The sequence below is a fragment of the Adhaeribacter aerolatus genome (genome assembly GCF_007991635.1).
Taxonomy (GTDB): domain Bacteria; phylum Bacteroidota; class Bacteroidia; order Cytophagales; family Hymenobacteraceae; genus Adhaeribacter; species Adhaeribacter aerolatus.
In genome coordinates, this window is sequence record NZ_BJYS01000009.1 from 88,802 (window position 1) to 105,196 (window position 16,395).

At 45.7% G+C, this 16,395-nt stretch carries 13 protein-coding genes; 5 read left to right on the forward strand and 8 right to left on the reverse strand.

The genetic code is table 11. The annotated features are described in order from the left end of the window. Positions 1-85: 85 nt before the first annotated feature. Both fabD and AAE02nite_RS08200 read right to left on the reverse strand, forming a co-directional pair. Complete coding sequence (gene fabD / locus AAE02nite_RS08195) at positions 86-967, reverse strand: ACP S-malonyltransferase (protein WP_146896873.1); 882 nt, start codon at positions 965-967, stop codon at positions 86-88. Between the two features lie 197 nt (positions 968-1,164). After that, positions 1,165-3,909, reverse strand: a complete 2,745-nt coding sequence (locus AAE02nite_RS08200) for a T9SS type B sorting domain-containing protein (RefSeq protein ID WP_146896876.1) — start codon at positions 3,907-3,909, stop codon at positions 1,165-1,167. A gap of 229 nt (positions 3,910-4,138) precedes the next feature. Between AAE02nite_RS08200 and AAE02nite_RS08205 the strand changes: the two genes are divergently transcribed. The 5 genes from AAE02nite_RS08205 to AAE02nite_RS08225 all read left to right on the forward strand — a co-directional run bounded on the left by AAE02nite_RS08205 (position 4,139) and on the right by AAE02nite_RS08225 (position 8,961). Then, complete coding sequence (locus AAE02nite_RS08205) at positions 4,139-4,810, forward strand: succinate dehydrogenase cytochrome b subunit (protein ID WP_146896879.1); 672 nt, start codon at positions 4,139-4,141, stop codon at positions 4,808-4,810. A 48-nt stretch (positions 4,811-4,858) separates the two neighbouring features. Next, positions 4,859-6,772 (forward strand): fumarate reductase/succinate dehydrogenase flavoprotein subunit, encoded by a 1,914-nt coding sequence (locus AAE02nite_RS08210; protein WP_146897137.1) that lies wholly within the window; start codon positions 4,859-4,861, stop codon positions 6,770-6,772. A 153-nt stretch (positions 6,773-6,925) separates the two neighbouring features. Continuing rightward, positions 6,926-7,681: a succinate dehydrogenase/fumarate reductase iron-sulfur subunit gene (locus AAE02nite_RS08215; RefSeq protein ID WP_146897140.1), complete on the forward strand. Its 756-nt coding sequence runs from the start codon at positions 6,926-6,928 to the stop codon at positions 7,679-7,681. Between the two features lie 156 nt (positions 7,682-7,837). Next, positions 7,838-8,362, forward strand: coding sequence for an NADPH-dependent FMN reductase (locus AAE02nite_RS08220; protein WP_146896882.1), 525 nt, complete (start codon positions 7,838-7,840; stop codon positions 8,360-8,362). Positions 8,363-8,379: 17 nt separating this feature from the next. Beyond that, positions 8,380-8,961 carry a hypothetical protein gene (locus AAE02nite_RS08225; RefSeq protein ID WP_146896886.1) on the forward strand — a complete coding sequence of 194 codons (582 nt, stop codon included), beginning with the start codon at positions 8,380-8,382 and terminating at the stop codon, positions 8,959-8,961. A gap of 62 nt (positions 8,962-9,023) precedes the next feature. Here the strand turns inward: AAE02nite_RS08225 and ftsZ are convergent, their stop codons facing one another. The 6 genes from ftsZ to AAE02nite_RS08255 are packed head-to-tail and all read right to left on the reverse strand — an operon-like array spanning position 9,024 to position 16,382. After that, entirely contained in the window at positions 9,024-10,559 is a 1,536-nt protein-coding gene (gene ftsZ / locus AAE02nite_RS08230; protein WP_146896890.1) for a cell division protein FtsZ, read from the reverse strand. A gap of 23 nt (positions 10,560-10,582) precedes the next feature. Beyond that, on the reverse strand, positions 10,583-11,914 hold the full coding sequence (gene ftsA / locus AAE02nite_RS08235) for a cell division protein FtsA (protein ID WP_146896893.1): 1,332 nt from the start codon (positions 11,912-11,914) through the stop codon (positions 10,583-10,585). Between the two features lie 9 nt (positions 11,915-11,923). Then, positions 11,924-12,691, reverse strand: a complete 768-nt coding sequence (locus tag AAE02nite_RS08240) for a cell division protein FtsQ/DivIB (protein WP_146896895.1) — start codon at positions 12,689-12,691, stop codon at positions 11,924-11,926. Beyond that, positions 12,675-14,087: a UDP-N-acetylmuramate--L-alanine ligase gene (murC, locus tag AAE02nite_RS08245; protein ID WP_146896898.1), complete on the reverse strand. Its 1,413-nt coding sequence runs from the start codon at positions 14,085-14,087 to the stop codon at positions 12,675-12,677. The genes AAE02nite_RS08240 and murC overlap by 17 nt, the downstream gene beginning before the upstream one ends. Further along, entirely contained in the window at positions 14,084-15,199 is a 1,116-nt protein-coding gene (gene murG / locus AAE02nite_RS08250) for an undecaprenyldiphospho-muramoylpentapeptide beta-N-acetylglucosaminyltransferase (protein ID WP_146896901.1), read from the reverse strand. Before murG ends, murC begins: the two co-directional genes overlap by 4 nt. Continuing rightward, positions 15,183-16,382 carry an FtsW/RodA/SpoVE family cell cycle protein gene (locus AAE02nite_RS08255; protein WP_146896904.1) on the reverse strand — a complete coding sequence of 400 codons (1,200 nt, stop codon included), beginning with the start codon at positions 16,380-16,382 and terminating at the stop codon, positions 15,183-15,185. Before AAE02nite_RS08255 ends, murG begins: the two co-directional genes overlap by 17 nt. Positions 16,383-16,395: the final 13 nt, after the last annotated feature.

Below are 16,395 nucleotides of genomic sequence, written 5' to 3' on the forward strand. Positions count from 1 at the left end.
ATAAGGGAAAGCTATTTTGAAGTATTCTATTTACTAAACAAACCTGAAACAAAGCCTGAAATAGGAAATAAAAAGACCCCGTAAATTAAGCACCGGCGCTGCTTACTTCTGCCTCTTTGTTTATTTTTTTAACCAAGCCCTGCAATACTTTCCCCGGTCCGCATTCTACAAATTCTGTAGCGCCGCCCTGTATCATATTCTGAATGGTTTGGGTCCAACGAACCGGTGCGGTAAGTTGCTTTATAAGATTCTCTTTAATTTTCTCCGGATCGGTATAAGGCCGGGCATCTACATTTTGGTAAACCGGGCAAATAGCCGTGCCAAAGGTAGTGGCATGAATAGCTTTAGCCAGTTCTTCCTCGGCGGGTTGCATCAGCGGCGAGTGAAACGCGCCGCCTACCGGCAAAACCAGGGCCCGCTTGGCGCCAGCCGCTTTTAGTTTTTCGCAGGCAATTTCCACGCCTTTAATGCTTCCCGAGATTACCAACTGCCCCGGACAATTATAATTAGCAGGCACCACTACTTCGTCGGTAATTTCGGCGCATATCCGGGCTACCGTTTCGTCATCCAACCCCAGCACCGCCGCCATAGTAGAAGGCTCTTTTTCGCAGGCCGCCTGCATGGCCTGGGCTCTTTTAGATACCAATTGCAAAGCGTCTTCAAAACGCAAAACTTTATTAGCTACCAGCGCCGAAAATTCGCCTAACGAATGTCCCGCAACCATATCGGGTTTAAAATCGGACAAAACAGCCGCCTGCGCCACCGAGTGCACAAAAATAGCAGGTTGGGTTACGCTGGTTTGCTTCAGGTCTACTTCGGTACCGGCAAACATAATGTCGGTTAAAGAAAACCCTAATATTTCATTGGCTGATTCAAAAAGTTTTTTGGCTTCCGGGTGCTGCAGAAATAATTCCTGGCCCATGCCCGGAAACTGAGAACCTTGTCCGGGGAAAATATATGCTTTCATAGTTTATGCTTTAGTAAAGTTAGCAGTACGATCAGAATCAAATTTGATCGGGTTAATTTGGTATCTGCAGGATAATGGCTCCAACACCCGCAACTCCGAAACAAATTAATGGATATTACCCAATAAGAACAAATAAAAAACCGGTCCTGAACAGAACCGGCTTTCTTAAACCTTTTTGCATTTATAATTTGCTGGCGCTATCGCACTATCTCTACCCAGCCTTTATAAGTCTTCTTCGCGTTCTGCGGGTTAGCGGTTATAAACTCTACTTCGGCGAGGTAATAATAAACACCATCGGCCACTTGTTTACCGGCGCTATTTACCCCTTTCCAGTTAATACGCGGGTCATCGGCCCCTTCGTACACTTTTTCGCCCCAACGGTTAAACACCGTAAACTTAATAGACCGGATAAACTGCGAGCGCGGATCTGGCTGGAAAGTATCGTTTTTACCGTCGTTGTTCGGCGTAAAAATATTAGGTAACTGGAAGAAGAAGCAGTTGTCTTTACAAACAATATTGCTGGGATTGCTTTCATTACCGGTCGAGTCGGTAGCCGTTACCATATAACAACCCGCAAACGACTCCAGGTTGTTATGGGTAAAGGTATTAATATTATTTGGCGTAAAGCTGATAGAATCAAACTCGGCTTCTTCGTTATCCTGCGCCCGGAAATAAACGGTGTAATATTTAATATCCTGCGCACAAGCCGGACTGGTATCGGGTACCCAGGTTAACACATTCTGGTAAGGTGGCCCCGTCGGGTTTTTCGCGAAGGCATCACAATCCAGCGGGTTTATGCTAAGAGTGGGTGGGCAAGGTGGTATGGTATCGCGCAGAACCACACAAAACTCCTGGCTTTTATTCAGCAGCGGATCCGGCAAACGCGGATTACCATAAGTACCATTGGTGGTAACGTAGTAGCAATATTGCACCCCTTGTTTCAGCGGCGTATTTTTATAGGTACCGCGGTCTACGTACTCACCGCGGGTAGTAGTGGCCCGCACACTGTCAATCAGTTCGTAAGCACCGTTACCTAATTTGCGGTAAATATAATGCGGCCGGCGGCTGTTATCCCAGGGCACCGTATACGTCCAGGCAAGCGAAACCGTTGAAGTTTGGGTGGTGGCTTTAAGCTGCACACTGGTGGCTGTAATGGCCGTATCTACCATTTCGGGCGATCCGCCAGCATTGTGGTAAAACTCTAGTTTATAAATCCATTTTACATCGCCGGCACCCGCCGAGGTGCTAATATTTTTATCCAGAAAACTGGTGTCGTCAATATTATTAGAGCGGAAAACTTCGGTAAAATTAGTGCTGCCACCGGCTGCCCGCAACAAGCGGTATTGCAACGGCGCTACCAGGTTTTGCAGGCCTTCAACTGGTTTTACCCATTTTACTAAAATACTACCATTAGTGGGGTCAGTGGTTTCTACCGTTACGTGGGTAAGTATCGGCATATTATTTTCCAGCATGGTACATACCGGCAAAGTAGCTATACTCTCCCCGCCTTTCGGCGCCGGGAACACGGCATAGATAACATAGCAGTAATTTACGCCACGCTTTAAGCCGGTTGCACCGCCATTATCGGTATAGGTAGTTGCATTGGCATTAACCTCGGCAATTTTGGTAAATCCAGCCGAAGCAGGCACCCCGGTTTCGCAAGGCCCCGGCACAAAGTTAGAATTACCTTCGCGGCGGTATATATATATTTTAGAGGCATTCTGGCAAGTATACGAATTCCAGTTTAAAGTAATATTTCGTCCCACCGGCGTTACTTTAAAATTCTCCGGAGCCGGACCTATTACCCGGATGTTCCAGGGCTGCAAATCGGTTAAAGGCAGTTCAGTGCCGCCGGGGTTATCGGTTACTTTAAATACTACCTGGTATGGTTCGGCTTGCACGTTGGCACAAACAGTATTCCAGATAAAAGTACCGGTGTTGCCTCTAACGGTAAAAGTGGCAGGAGGCAAAATACCGCTGAAAGCTTCCAGGGTTAAAGGATGGTTATCAGGGTCCGACGCACTTACTACCCCAGTGGCGCGGGTGCCGGCAATCACACAGGTGTCGCGCGGTACCTTCAAAACGGGCCGCTTGTTTTGTCCGCAACGGACCCGAATCTGCATATCCCGCAAAGTCTCGCCTATTTTCCGGCCGCCGCGGTATTCTTCCACAATAAAAGCCACGTTGTAATCGCCCTGCTGGCAGGGCGAGTTCCAGGTAATCTGGCCGGTATTGGGATCGATGCTTAAAGTAGAGGGCCCGCCATTTGGCGCAGCCGAACACCCAAACGAAGGATCGTTCAGCACGCGGTAATCGGCTACCGGACCGGCTACCGGATTATCCGCGTCGCCGGTAGTATTGCGCTGCGGCGTAATAAAACGAAATACCAGTTTATCACCATCGCGGTCATACGCACCGGGGTTGTGTACAAAAGGTTGGTTGCAGGAAGCATAATCGAGGGGCGCGACTTTTAATTCGGGCGAGGTATTTTGCCCGATAAACGGGTCGATGGTAATGGTAGTGCGTAAAAGCTCACTTTGGTTTTCGGAGTTACCAATATTCATTACCCGAATGGCGCGGTTTACCTCGGTGTAGGTTACGGTATAAGAACCTGGCCCCGGAAATTTATAGTAAAAATAATATACGCTCCGGTAGGTATCAGACCTTACCGTCGTACGTTGGTGTCTATCAACGGTTTGCTTGTCGCCGGTGCCAAAAAACATGGTAGCCGTGGGGTTATCGGCGTTGGTTTGGGCAAAATCGGTAAAGGTTATCAGCTTGAACCGATACATAAACGGATCGCCCAGCGAATCGGCCATAGATTTAGCAATAATCTCCCCGGCCCGGATGTGGGTAGCCTGTGCTTTCTGATTTAAACCTAACAGCAAAACCCAGAAAACACAGAAAAGAAAACAACTCCTGTAAGGTATATGTATGTGCATAGAAAACAGTTATGTTCCAATAACGGAAATAGTATTTCGTTATTATTTAGTATGACCTATCCGGCAGACAAGTTTACGTTTTTACTCTATAACAAGGTAGGAATATTTTCATAACGGTATGTAATTTAGATTGTTTAAAAATAGGTTTTTAATATTGTTTTATAAAAGGTCGGCCATTACCTTTGACCTTCGTAAAAGTGTCATTTTTCAGATCTATTTTAATTAACAAATGAGTTGGTTTACAAAAGCACTATCTAGTACCATCGGCCGAAAACTGCTGGTAGCCATTACCGGTTTGTTTCTTTGCTCGTTTCTGGTTGTTCACCTGATTGGTAATTTACAGTTATTCTCTAACGATGAGGGAGTAGCCTTTAACGCATATACTTATTTTATGACCCATAACCCATTAATCCGGGCGATGGAAATAATCTTGTTAATAGGGTTTGTGCTGCATATTTACGAAGCCTGGTCCCTTACCCGTCGTAACCAGAGTGCCCGTTCGGTACAATACGCGGTAAACCGCCCCGAAGAAAACAGCGCTTGGTCGTCGCGGAATATGGGCTTGCTGGGTACCGTTATATTTATCTTTTTATTAGTTCATCTTTATAATTTTTATTTTAAATTAAAATTTGGAGAGATAGGATTGGATACCGCCGGAAATAAAAACCTGTACGCCATAACGGTAGAAGCTTTCAGCCATTGGTGGTACGTGGCCCTTTACGTTATCTCCATGGTAGCACTGGCCTTGCACCTGATTCACGGGTTTCAGAGTGCTTTCCAAACGCTGGGTTTAAATCATAAGAAATATACCCCGGCCATTAAGGCTTTTGGTTATTTCTTCTCGATTGTTGTTTGTGCTGGTTTTGCCGCCATGCCGCTTTATTTCTTCTTTTTATATTAATCCTTTCGGTTTTACTGTATGATATTAGATGCCAAGATTCCTGAGGTGGTGACGTTAGATGCCAAAATTCCTGATGGCCCGTTAGCCGAGAAGTGGGAAAAACATAAATTTAATGTAAAGCTGGTAAACCCGGCTAACAAGCGTAAATACGATATTATTATAGTAGGTTCGGGATTAGCGGGTGCTTCGGCGGCGGCTACCCTGGCCGAACTAGGTTACAATGTAAAGGTTTTTTGCTTTCAGGACAGCGCCCGCCGTGCCCATAGTATTGCGGCCCAGGGTGGTATTAATGCGGCTAAAAACTACCAGAACGACGGCGACAGTGTTTACCGTTTGTTTTACGATACCATTAAAGGCGGTGACTACCGCGCCCGCGAAGCCAACGTTTACCGGCTGGCCCAAGTAAGTGTTAATATTATTGATCAGTGCGTAGCGCAAGGCGTTCCTTTTGCCCGCGAATACGGTGGGTTACTGGCTAACCGTTCTTTTGGGGGGGCGCAGGTATCGCGTACGTTCTACGCTAGGGGCCAAACCGGTCAGCAATTATTACTAGGAGCGTACAGTGCGCTTAACCGCCAGATTGCGTACGGCAAGGTGCAAATGTTCCCCCGCACCGAAATGCTGGATTTAGTAATGGTTGATGGCAAAGCCCGCGGTATTGTAACTCGTCATTTGGTAACCGGCCACATCGAATCGCACAGTGCGCACGCAGTGGTACTGGCTACGGGTGGTTACGGCAATGTATTTTATTTGTCGACAAATGCCATGGGTTCTAATACCACGGCTATCTGGCGGGCTTATAAAAAAGGTGCTTTCTTTGGTAATCCTTGCTTTACCCAAATTCACCCTACCTGTATTCCGGTTTCCGGCGAATATCAATCCAAATTAACCTTGATGTCGGAGTCGTTGCGGAACGATGGCCGGGTTTGGGTACCCAAAGCCAAAGGCGACAAACGATTAGCCAAAGATATTCCGGAAGACGAACGCGATTATTTCCTAGAACGCAAATACCCGGCGTTTGGTAACCTGGTGCCGCGCGACGTAGCTTCCCGCAATGCCAAACTGGCCTGCGACGAAGGTCGCGGCGTGGGTTCAACCGGTTTAGCGGTTTACCTCGATTTTTCCGATGCCATTAAACGCGACGGATTAGATAAGGTAAGCCAGAAATACGGTAACCTGTTCGAGATGTACGCCAAAATTACCGGCGAAGATCCTTACCAAACGCCCATGCGAATTTATCCGGCCGTGCATTACACCATGGGTGGTTTGTGGGTTGATTATAACCTGATGACAACTGTCCCGGGCTTATACGCTGCCGGAGAGGCCAACTTCTCTGACCACGGTGCGAACCGCTTGGGTGCTTCGGCGCTGATGCAAGGCTTAGCCGATGGTTATTTTGTGCTGCCTTACACCATTGGCGATTACCTGGCCCAAATGCCGGCGGCCAAAGTAACCGTTGACCACCCCGCTTTTAAAGAAGCCGAAACCAACGTACGGGCCACTATCCAGAAACTACTTTCGATTAATGGCACCAAAACGGTTGATGAGTTCCACAAAGAACTTGGCCTGCTGATGTGGGATTACTGCGGTATGGCCCGGAATGCCGAAGGTTTGCAGTACGCCAAAGGAAAAATACAAGCCTTGCGCAAAGAATTCTGGAGCAACGTTAAACTGTACGGCGTTAACGAAGATATGAACCAGACCATTGAGAAAGCCGGCCGGGTGGCTGACTTTATAGAATTGGGCGAGCTAATGGTAACCGATGCTTTACACCGCAACGAATCATGCGGCGGTCACTTTCGGGAGGAATACCAGACGCCGGAAAACGAAGCTTTGCGCGATGATGCTAATTTTGCTTACGTGGCGGCCTGGGAATATACCGGACCAGACTCTGAAGCCAGGTTAAACAAAGAGCCGCTGGCCTTCGAAAACGTGAAGTTAACGCAGCGCAGTTATAAATAAGGTTAATAAATTAAAAGTTAGAAATTCAAAATTAGAAATGAATAACAGGCTTTGGATATTTTCCGGCCATCTTTCATTCCTGACCAATTTCTAATTCATAATTCATAATTTCTAATTAAATATATGGCAGGTAATAACCCCAATAGCACGCCCATGAACCTGACTCTGAAAGTTTGGAGACAGAAAAATGCCAAAACCCCGGGCCAGCTGGTAACTTATAAAGTAAACGATATCTCTCCGGATATGTCTTTCCTGGAGATGTTTGATGTATTAAACGAAGATTTATTACGGCAGGGACAGGAGCCGATTGCTTTTGACCACGACTGTCGGGAAGGCATCTGCGGGATGTGCAGTATGTATATTAACGGCCGGGCGCACGGACCAGAGAAAGGTACCACTACCTGCCAACTGCACATGCGCAAGTTTAAAGACGGGGATACCATTGTGGTAGAACCCTGGCGGGCCAATGCCTTTACCGTACACAAAGATTTAAGCGTGGATCGTTCGGCACTGGATCGGATTCAGCAGGCTGGTGGTTATGTATCGGTTAATACCGGTGGGGTACCCGATGCCAACGAAATTCCGATTCCAAAATCAATTGCTGATAAGGCCTTTGATGCCGCTACTTGTATCCAGTGTGGCGCCTGTGTGGCTGCCTGTAAAAATGCTTCGGCCATGTTGTTCTTAAGCGCCAAAGTATCGCAATTAGCTATGTTGCCGCAAGGTAAAGTAGAGCGCAAAACCCGCGTCGAAAATATGCTGGCCCAGCACGATGCCGAAGGTTTCGGGTCTTGTACCAATATTGGTGCGTGTGCCGCTGAATGCCCGGTAGGGATTTCTTTAGAAAATATTGCCATGCTGAACCGCGAATATATTGCGGCTAAAGTTACTTCTGAGAATATTGTTTAGTACTCATTTCTTTAATATTAGGAAAAGCGAGCCCAACAGCTCGCTTTTCTTTTTACCAATGGGGCTAGCCTGGTTTGGCATCCTTCCCGCAACTTTATTAAAAAGCATTAGTTTTAATAGTTAAGTTTTTAAGTTTACTTCCTCCTGAACGCAATTATGATTACCATTATATCCGGTACCAATCGACCTAACGCCAACGCCCGGCTAATAGCTGCTATTTACGCCGGACTATTACAACAAATGAACATTCCCCACCAGATTTTAGACTTACTGGAAGTACCCGCCGATTTTATTACCACGGCTTTGTACAGTAACAGTGGCAAAAATCCGGCTTTCAATAAGCTCATCAGCATGGTCGAGGATTCAGAAAAGTTCGTGTTTATTGTGCCGGAATACAATGGTTCTTTCCCAGGCATATTAAAAACTTTTATAGATGGGCTTAGTTACCCCAATAGTTTCCGGAATAAAAAAGGAGCTCTGGTAGGCATTTCTACCGGCACCCAAGGAGGCGCATTGGCTTTAAGCCACTTAACGGATGTGCTGAATTATATGGGAATGCATGTATTAGCTGCCAAGCCTCGCCTGATGCACATTCACCGGAACATGGAGCACGGCCGCGTTACGAATAACTTATACCTTGATTTATTGCAGCAGCAAATTGATCAGTTTATTATTTTTTAGACTCTAAACAGATTTCTATGCTTAAAAAAATAACTGATTTTACTTCTGATTTTATTAAAAAATATTCACTTCCAACATTCAAATATCAAGAAAAACTAACCAATAAATTAGATAAATTAAAAGGTGATTTTGATCAAAATATAGTAAATGAAATAGTTCTCTGGAAGGTAAATAGATATGCTGAAATACCAGAAAAGACTTTAGCAAAAATCAATCAAATAGATAAAAATTCTATTCAAATAGATGAAGCCTTAACTTTTGAAATTGTAGGTGCACTTTTGAAATCAGAAAATAAAGGCTTCGGCTTACCAATGGTTTCAACTATTCTACGCTTCAAAAACCCTTATATTTACCAGATTATTGATCAACGGGTTTATCGCTTTATTTATGGGAAAAATTTAGATTTAAAATCCACTTCTAATCATTTAGAAATTGATGTGCAGACTAATCTATATTTAAAGTACCTAATTGATTTAAGAAAGCATTGTGATGAATTCAATATTCCATTCAAAGCTGCAGATCGGATTTTATACTTGATAGATAAAGATAAAAATAAGGACATACCATTAAACAAGTATGGTAATAGGAAAAAAATATAAATGTATAAAAACAAAAAGGGCCTGCTTATATAAGCCGGCCCTTTTTGTTTTTAATTAAGTATTTAATCCACGTTGTCGTGTAAAAATTTATTATCGCCTAAAATGTCGTTATCGTCGCTTAGGTTAAACCGCGAAATACTACGGGCTGAGGAAGGCGCTACGTTTTCCAGGGCTACATTCCGGCGCAGATAAGCTGGTACTTCCAGTTTTTCTTTGATGGCTTCACTCGTAACTTCGCTGCTTAATTGCTGCAAGCGTTTTCTTCTCTCGGCCGCTTTGGCTTCCAGGCTCATCCGCTCCGCCTCGTACGGGTCAACTTCAATGCGGGTAGGCTCCGCCACCGGACGCGACGGCTCCTGATAATCATGGTTGAAATTCTTACCCGGCGAAGACTCCAGATCCATTACCACGCGGGTTGGTTCCGGCTGTTTTTTTACTGGTTCGGGTTGTTGGGGTTGCGGCTGTGGCTGTACCGGCGGCTCAACGGCCCGCGGGGCAGGTGCAGGTGGCGCAACTGGTTCTTCCCGGCGCACTACTGGCGCTGGTTCAAAAATATTGGCCAACGGATCAGAATCTAAAGAGACTACTTTTTTAGCTGGTTGCGGTTGCACGATGCTGGTTCCTTCCCGGGCAAAACCCGTAGCAATTACCGTTACCCGAATGCTTTGGCCTAAGGTAGAATCAATACCATGACCGAAAATAACTTCCGCTTCTTCACCAGCTTTATCCTGAATATATTCGGTAATTTCAGTCAGTTCATCCATTTCCAGTTCAGCCTGGTCACCGGACATAATGGACAGCAATATTTTCTGCGCACCGTGAATATCGGTATTGTTCAGCAACGGCGAAGACAAAGCTTCTTCGGCGGCCCGCAAAGCGCGGTTTTCGCCTTCGGTAGTAGCCGAACCCATCACGGCTGCACCGGAATCTTTCATTACCGTTTTAACATCTTCAAAGTCCACGTTAACTTCGGAAGTTACGGTAATAATTTCGGCAATACTTTTAGCAGCAGTACTCAAGACATTATCGGCTTTGGCAAAAGCCTGCCGAATGGGCAAATTGCCAAACATTTCGCGCAGCTTATCATTTAAGATCACCAGCACGGTATCGCAGCTATCGCTTAATTCCTTTATACCATTATCGGCCTGTACCCGCTTTTTGCGGCCCTCGAACATAAAAGGCGCCGTTACAATACCTACGGTTAATATTTCCAGATCTTTGGCTACTTTGGCAATTACCGGGGCCGCACCTGTTCCGGTACCACCACCCATACCCGCCGTAATAAACACCATTTTGGTATCGTTACCCAATAATTCCCGGATCTGCTCTTTGCTTTCCAGCGCTGCCTGCTTTCCGCGTTCCGGATTAGCGCCGGCTCCCAGCCCCTCGGTCAGGTCTACCCCAATCTGCAGCTTGTTGGGTACGCTACTGCTTTTAAGGGCCTGCGCGTCGGTATTACAAACCACAAATTCCACATCTTTGATGCCCTGGTTATACATGTGGTTTACCGCATTGCTGCCGCCTCCCCCAACGCCAATCACCTTAATGATGGACTTAGATTGGGAAGGAATATCAAACTTATAGGATGTAAAAGCCATGTCTTGATCTGCTGCTTTAAATATTAGTAGTTTTGTTTATCGTCAAAGTCATCGATAAGCAAACCTTTGGTACGATCTAAAATCTTTTTAAAGAAATCGCCCCCACCAGAGCTTTGTTTATCTTTATTAGTCGGTACTATCCGCTGTTCGTTCGTGCGGGTCTCGCTGTGCTTAATCTCGGTATAGCGGGTTAAGCGATCGTCCAGCGAACGGTAACCCGACAATACCAGTCCCACCGTAGTAGCATACATCGGGCTTTTTACCGCATCAATTTTGCTTTTGCCCAAATGCTCGTTCGGGTAGCCGATACGGGCATCCAAACCAGTTAAATATTCTACCAACTGTACTAAATTCTGTAATTGCGAACCGCCACCTGTAACCACTATACCCGCGGTCAGGCTGTTGGCGTATCCGCTTCTAACAATTTCTGAGTAAACTAGTTCAACAATTTCTTCCATTCTTGCCTCGATAATATAAGCAAGATTTTTTAAAGAAATTTCTTTTGGTGTCCGGTCGCGTAAGCCCGGAATCGAAACAATCTCATTCTCAGAAGCTTCGTCGGCAATCGCCCGGCCAAATTTTACCTTCAATTGTTCGGCCTGGTTTTGCATAACCATGCAACCCTGCTTAATATCGGAAGTAATTATGTTACCGCCAAATGGCAATACCGCTGCGTGGCGGATTATGTTGTCCTTAAAAATAGCTAAATCGGTGGTACCACCCCCAATATCTATTAAGGCTACGCCGGCTTCTTTTTCTTCTTCACTCAAAACCGACATGCTGGAGGCCAATGGTTCCAGAATAAGATTCTCGATTTCAAGACCGGCCCGGTTTACGCACTTGTTAATATTGTTGATGGCGTTGGATTGGGCCGTGATGATATGGAAGTTACCTTCCAGCCGCACGCCCGACATACCTACCGGATCCACAATACCTTCTTCATAATCTACTTTGTAATCCTGCGGCATAACGTGAATGATCTCGCTGCCCGGCGGGGTAACCAGGCGATACATATCATTCGTCAGCCGGTTTACATCGTCAACGGTAATTTCCTGATCGGTAGATGAACGGGTAATACTGCCGTTGTGCTGTAAGCTTTTTATATGCTGACCGGCTATTCCTACGTTTACGACCCCAATGTTAATCCCCGATTGTTCTTCTGCCTGCTTAATGGCTTTTTTAATAGCATCGACGGTTTTATCGATGTTGCTGACAATGCCCCGCACAACACCTTCGGAAACCGCTTTACCCATGCCCAGGATCTCGAGTTTGCCAAACTCGTTCTTACGGCCAACCAACGCACAAATTTTGGTTGTTCCGATATCCAGGCCTACTACAATTTTGTCGTTTTGCATACCTATATTTTATTCACAGATGATCTGGTCTTTAAACTCCACGTTCACACGGCGATACCTATCCCATCCCATAGCGGGGAGCACCTTCCGGTAAAAGATTAAAATCTTTTTAAATTTTTGTTCAATATCTTCTGGCTTCCCAAATTCAATGGTTTCGTTACCAATCTGGGGCAGAAAAGAGATTTTACCTTTAGCGTCGATATGCATCTGGGCAAGTTGTGCTTTCCAGAAATTATCCTGCTCGATAAATTTCAAGAGCGCAAGATACGATTTACCCGTTGAATCCTGAAAAAAACCTTTACTAATCGCCGGTAAATTTTCAGCTTTTGTTATCGGAATAACACGGGCTGTAAATCTGTCGGACAACGGTAGAACACTGCCGTTCTCATCAATGTAAATATCCTTATCAGAATCGGGGTGTACGATTCGGGCAATGGGCCGGTTTTGCTGAATTTTTATGTTTACGTTGCCAGCTAAATCGCGGTAGACCTCCGCATCCTGCACAAATTTGTGCGATTTGATGCGCCTTTCCAGTTGCTTCAGGTCTATGTCATTGGCATTTAAACCTTCGATTTTACTCGTGCCGTACTGGGTCAGAATACTTTTTACTTCTCGGTCACTAATAAAGTAATTATTATATTCATTATCAATAGTAATATATATCTTTTCAACTATCCTTTTTTCCTGACGCTTATTCACAAAAGTCACCAGAAAACCAATCAGGCCAAATAGAGAAATACAAAACAACAAAAAAATGAGTCTACGCTTCCGGTACATGATTTTGGCCTCCTAAAATTTGTTTTATGGGCTTCACAAGCGTATCAATATCGCCGGCGCCAACGGTTGCCAGGATATCAATATCGTTATTATTTTTAATACTTTTCAGTACTTCTTCCTTCGAAATAATATATTTTTTTGGCCCATTTATTTTATCCAGAATAAGTTGCGCTGTAACGCCCGGCAGGGGCTTTTCGCGCGCCGGATAAATTTCCAGCAACGCAACCTCGTCAACTTGGCTCAAACTTTGTGCAAACTCATCGGCAAAGTCGCGGGTGCGGGTATACAGGTGCGGCTGAAATATTACCTTCAGCTTTTTGCCCGGATAGAGCGCCTTCAACGACCGGATAAAGGCATCTATTTCGCCGGGATGATGCGCATAATCGTCGATGAAAATGGGTTTGTTATTATCCACAATATATTCGAACCGGCGATGTACGCCTTCGTAGGTTTTAACCCCCGCTTTAATTTGCCCGGGTGTTACCCCTACTAATTGTGCCGCAGTGGCAGCGGCCAGCATATTTTCGACGTTATGAAAGCCCGGCACCCGCAGTTCCAAGTCGGGAATATTGCCCAGGTCGCTTTGTAAAGAAAAAGTAAAGGTTCGACCGGCCGCTGTTACGCCTGTAGCGCTTACCTGGGAATTTTCAAATGCATACCGGATTATTTTAACCGATGGGTCAATTTTCGCTACTACCCTGCTATCCACCTGCTCATTTAAAATCAAGTATCCGTTGGGCCGGATTTGGCTAATAAAGTCCCCGAAGCTCTTAATTAGTTCCTCTTTATTTCCATAAATATCTAAGTGATCGGCATCAGAGGAAGTTACAATAGCGATATCCGGAAACAGGCGTAAGAACGACCGGTCATACTCGTCGGCCTCTACTACCACCGTTTGGGGAGCAGTACTATCGGTCGCCAGCACCAGGTTAGAATTAAAATTAACGGCAATGCCACCCAGAAAAGCCGAACAATTTACACCCGCCTGGTGCAGCAAATGGGCCACCATAGAAGACGTAGTGGTTTTGCCGTGCGTACCGGCTACGGCCACCGTGTAAGCACTCTGGGTAATCAGCCCTAAAACTTCGGAGCGTTTTTTAATGGTATAGCCCTGCTCCTGTAAATAATGCCACTCCTGGTGCTCTTTCGGAATAGCCGGGGTTAATATTACCAGCGTGGCTTCTTTATTTTCTATTACCTCCGCCGGAATATTTTTTATATCGTCGTCGTAATGAATCTGAATACCTTCCGCTGAAAGCGTCTGCGTTAAGGGCGTTTCGGTTTTATCGTAACCCCAAACCGGATAGCCCTGCGACCGGAACCAGCGGGCAATGGCGCTCATGCCAATTCCACCAATTCCGAGGAAATAAATATATTTATAGGCTTCTAGTTTCAAGGCAAAATATTTAAAAGTTCGTTTACAATAGCCGTAGCCGCCTGGGGCTGGGCTAGTTTCAGAATATTAGCGCTTAGTTGCTTTTGCCGGGCCGCATCGGCCATTAAGGCAAAAGCCGCAGGGTATAATTCCGTACCGGCTTCATCATCTTTAACCAGCACCGCCGCGTCTTTTTTTACCAAGGCCAAGGCATTTTTCGTTTGGTGGTCTTCGGCTACGTTTGGCGATGGTACCAGAATAACTGGCTTGCCAACGAGGCACAGTTCCGAAATTGATAGGGCTCCGGCCCGGGAAATAACCACATCGGCGGCAGCATATGCCAAATCCATGCGCCGGATAAAATCAAAAGCTTTAATATTTAAAGCTCCTATATTATCGGTAGCGGTTTGCGCCTGGTTGTGATAAAATTTACCGGTTTGCCAGATTAATCCGTATCCCGCAGCTTTCATTTGAGCCAGACTGGCTTCGGTAGCCTGGTTAATAGTGCGGGCGCCCAGGCTACCGCCAATTACCAATATATTCTTGTGGTTTGAGGGCAGGCCGAAATACGTTAAGGCTTCTGCCCGCTTGTCTTCTTTGGCCAGGATATCCTGCCGCACCGGATTGCCGGTTAAGACTAGTTTGGAAGCCGGGAAGAAACTTTCCATGCCTTCGTAAGCCACGCATATTTTATCTACCCGCTTGGCAAGCAGTTTATTCGTGATGCCCGCGTAAGAATTCTGTTCCTGGATCAGGCTGGGTACTTTGAGCGAGGTGCCGGCAAACAAGACCGGGGCACTGGCGTAACCACCCACCCCCACCACGGCATCGGGTTTAAAATCTTTAATAATTTTTTTAGCGGCCCGGATGCTGGAAAAAACCTTAAAAGGGAAAGACAAATTTTCTAAAGTGATGCGCCGCTGCAAACCACTAATATTTAAACCCACAATTTTATAACCAGCTTCGGGCACCCGAGTCATTTCCATGCGGCCTTTAGCCCCTACAAATAATATTTCGGCTGTAGGGTTCCGTTGCTTTATTTCGTTAGCAATAGCTACGGCCGGAAAAATATGCCCGCCCGTGCCACCGCCGCTAATGATAACCCGGTTTATTTTTTTAGTTGCTGGACACATGGGCTACCATTTTGGACGAGAAATTGGTTTTGATATTGCCCGGTGTATTGCCTTTGGTTGACGAAGCCGCTAATTCAGCTTCGCTGCGGCTAACGCTGAGAATAATGCCAATGGAAATACCGGTAAATATCAGGGAGGTTCCACCCATACTGAGCAGCGGCAAAGGCAAACCCGTAATGGGCCCTAAGCCAACGGCCACGCCCATATTAACCATAGCCTGAATTACTAAACTAAAACTCAAGCCCGCCGAGAGCAGTCCGCCAAAGGCCCCGTAACTCTTCGTAACAGCCACCATCCCTCGATAAAGAAAGGCCAAATACAGAAAGACTACCAGCACCCCGCCAATCAAACCGTATTCTTCTATAATGATGGCGTAAATAAAGTCGGAGTATGGTAAAGGTAAAAAGTTACGCTGATCGCTTTTGCCCGGACCTTTCCCAAAAATATCGCCGGTAGCAATGGCAATATAAGACTGCTCTAACTGGAACACCGTCTCGTCTTTGTCCATAAAGTTCTCGATCCGGCTGATGGCCGTATTCATCCGTTGCCCCAACGCCAGCGACAAAGAACCCGCAATGGCGCCTACCAGAATCTGCATCATAATATATTTCATGGGTACCCGGCCAATAAACATGAGCAGCATACAAGTCAGGAATAACAAAAGCCCGGTTGAAATATTCATCAAAGCAATTAAACCGCAGATTAAGCCCACCCAGAAAAGCATGGGAATAATGGTTTCCTTGATATTATCAATATTGAGCTGGCGTTTGGAGAGCATACTGGCCAAATGCGTGATCAAGGCCAGTTTGGCTAAGTCGGAAGGCTGGAAAGTTTGTTTGATTACCGGAATGACAATCCAGCGGGAGGCTTCGTTTACGGTAGTACCAAATTTCCAGGCAAACAGCAGCAGCGGCACCGATAAAAACAAACCAATTAGCGACAACCGGGAGTAATAGCGGTAATTAATTTTATGGGCAAACCACATAAATATTAGACCTATCACAATCAGGCCGGTGTGCTTAAACAAAAAGAATTCGGTATTGCCCTGCCCTTTGCGGTAAGCCAGCGTGCCAATAGCCGAATACACTACCAGAATACTAATGAGTGAAAAAGCAATCACAATTCCCCACAAAATCGGATCACCTTTTAAGTTATCCTGCAACCAGCCTTTTACTTTATTCATAACTTTAGTATAT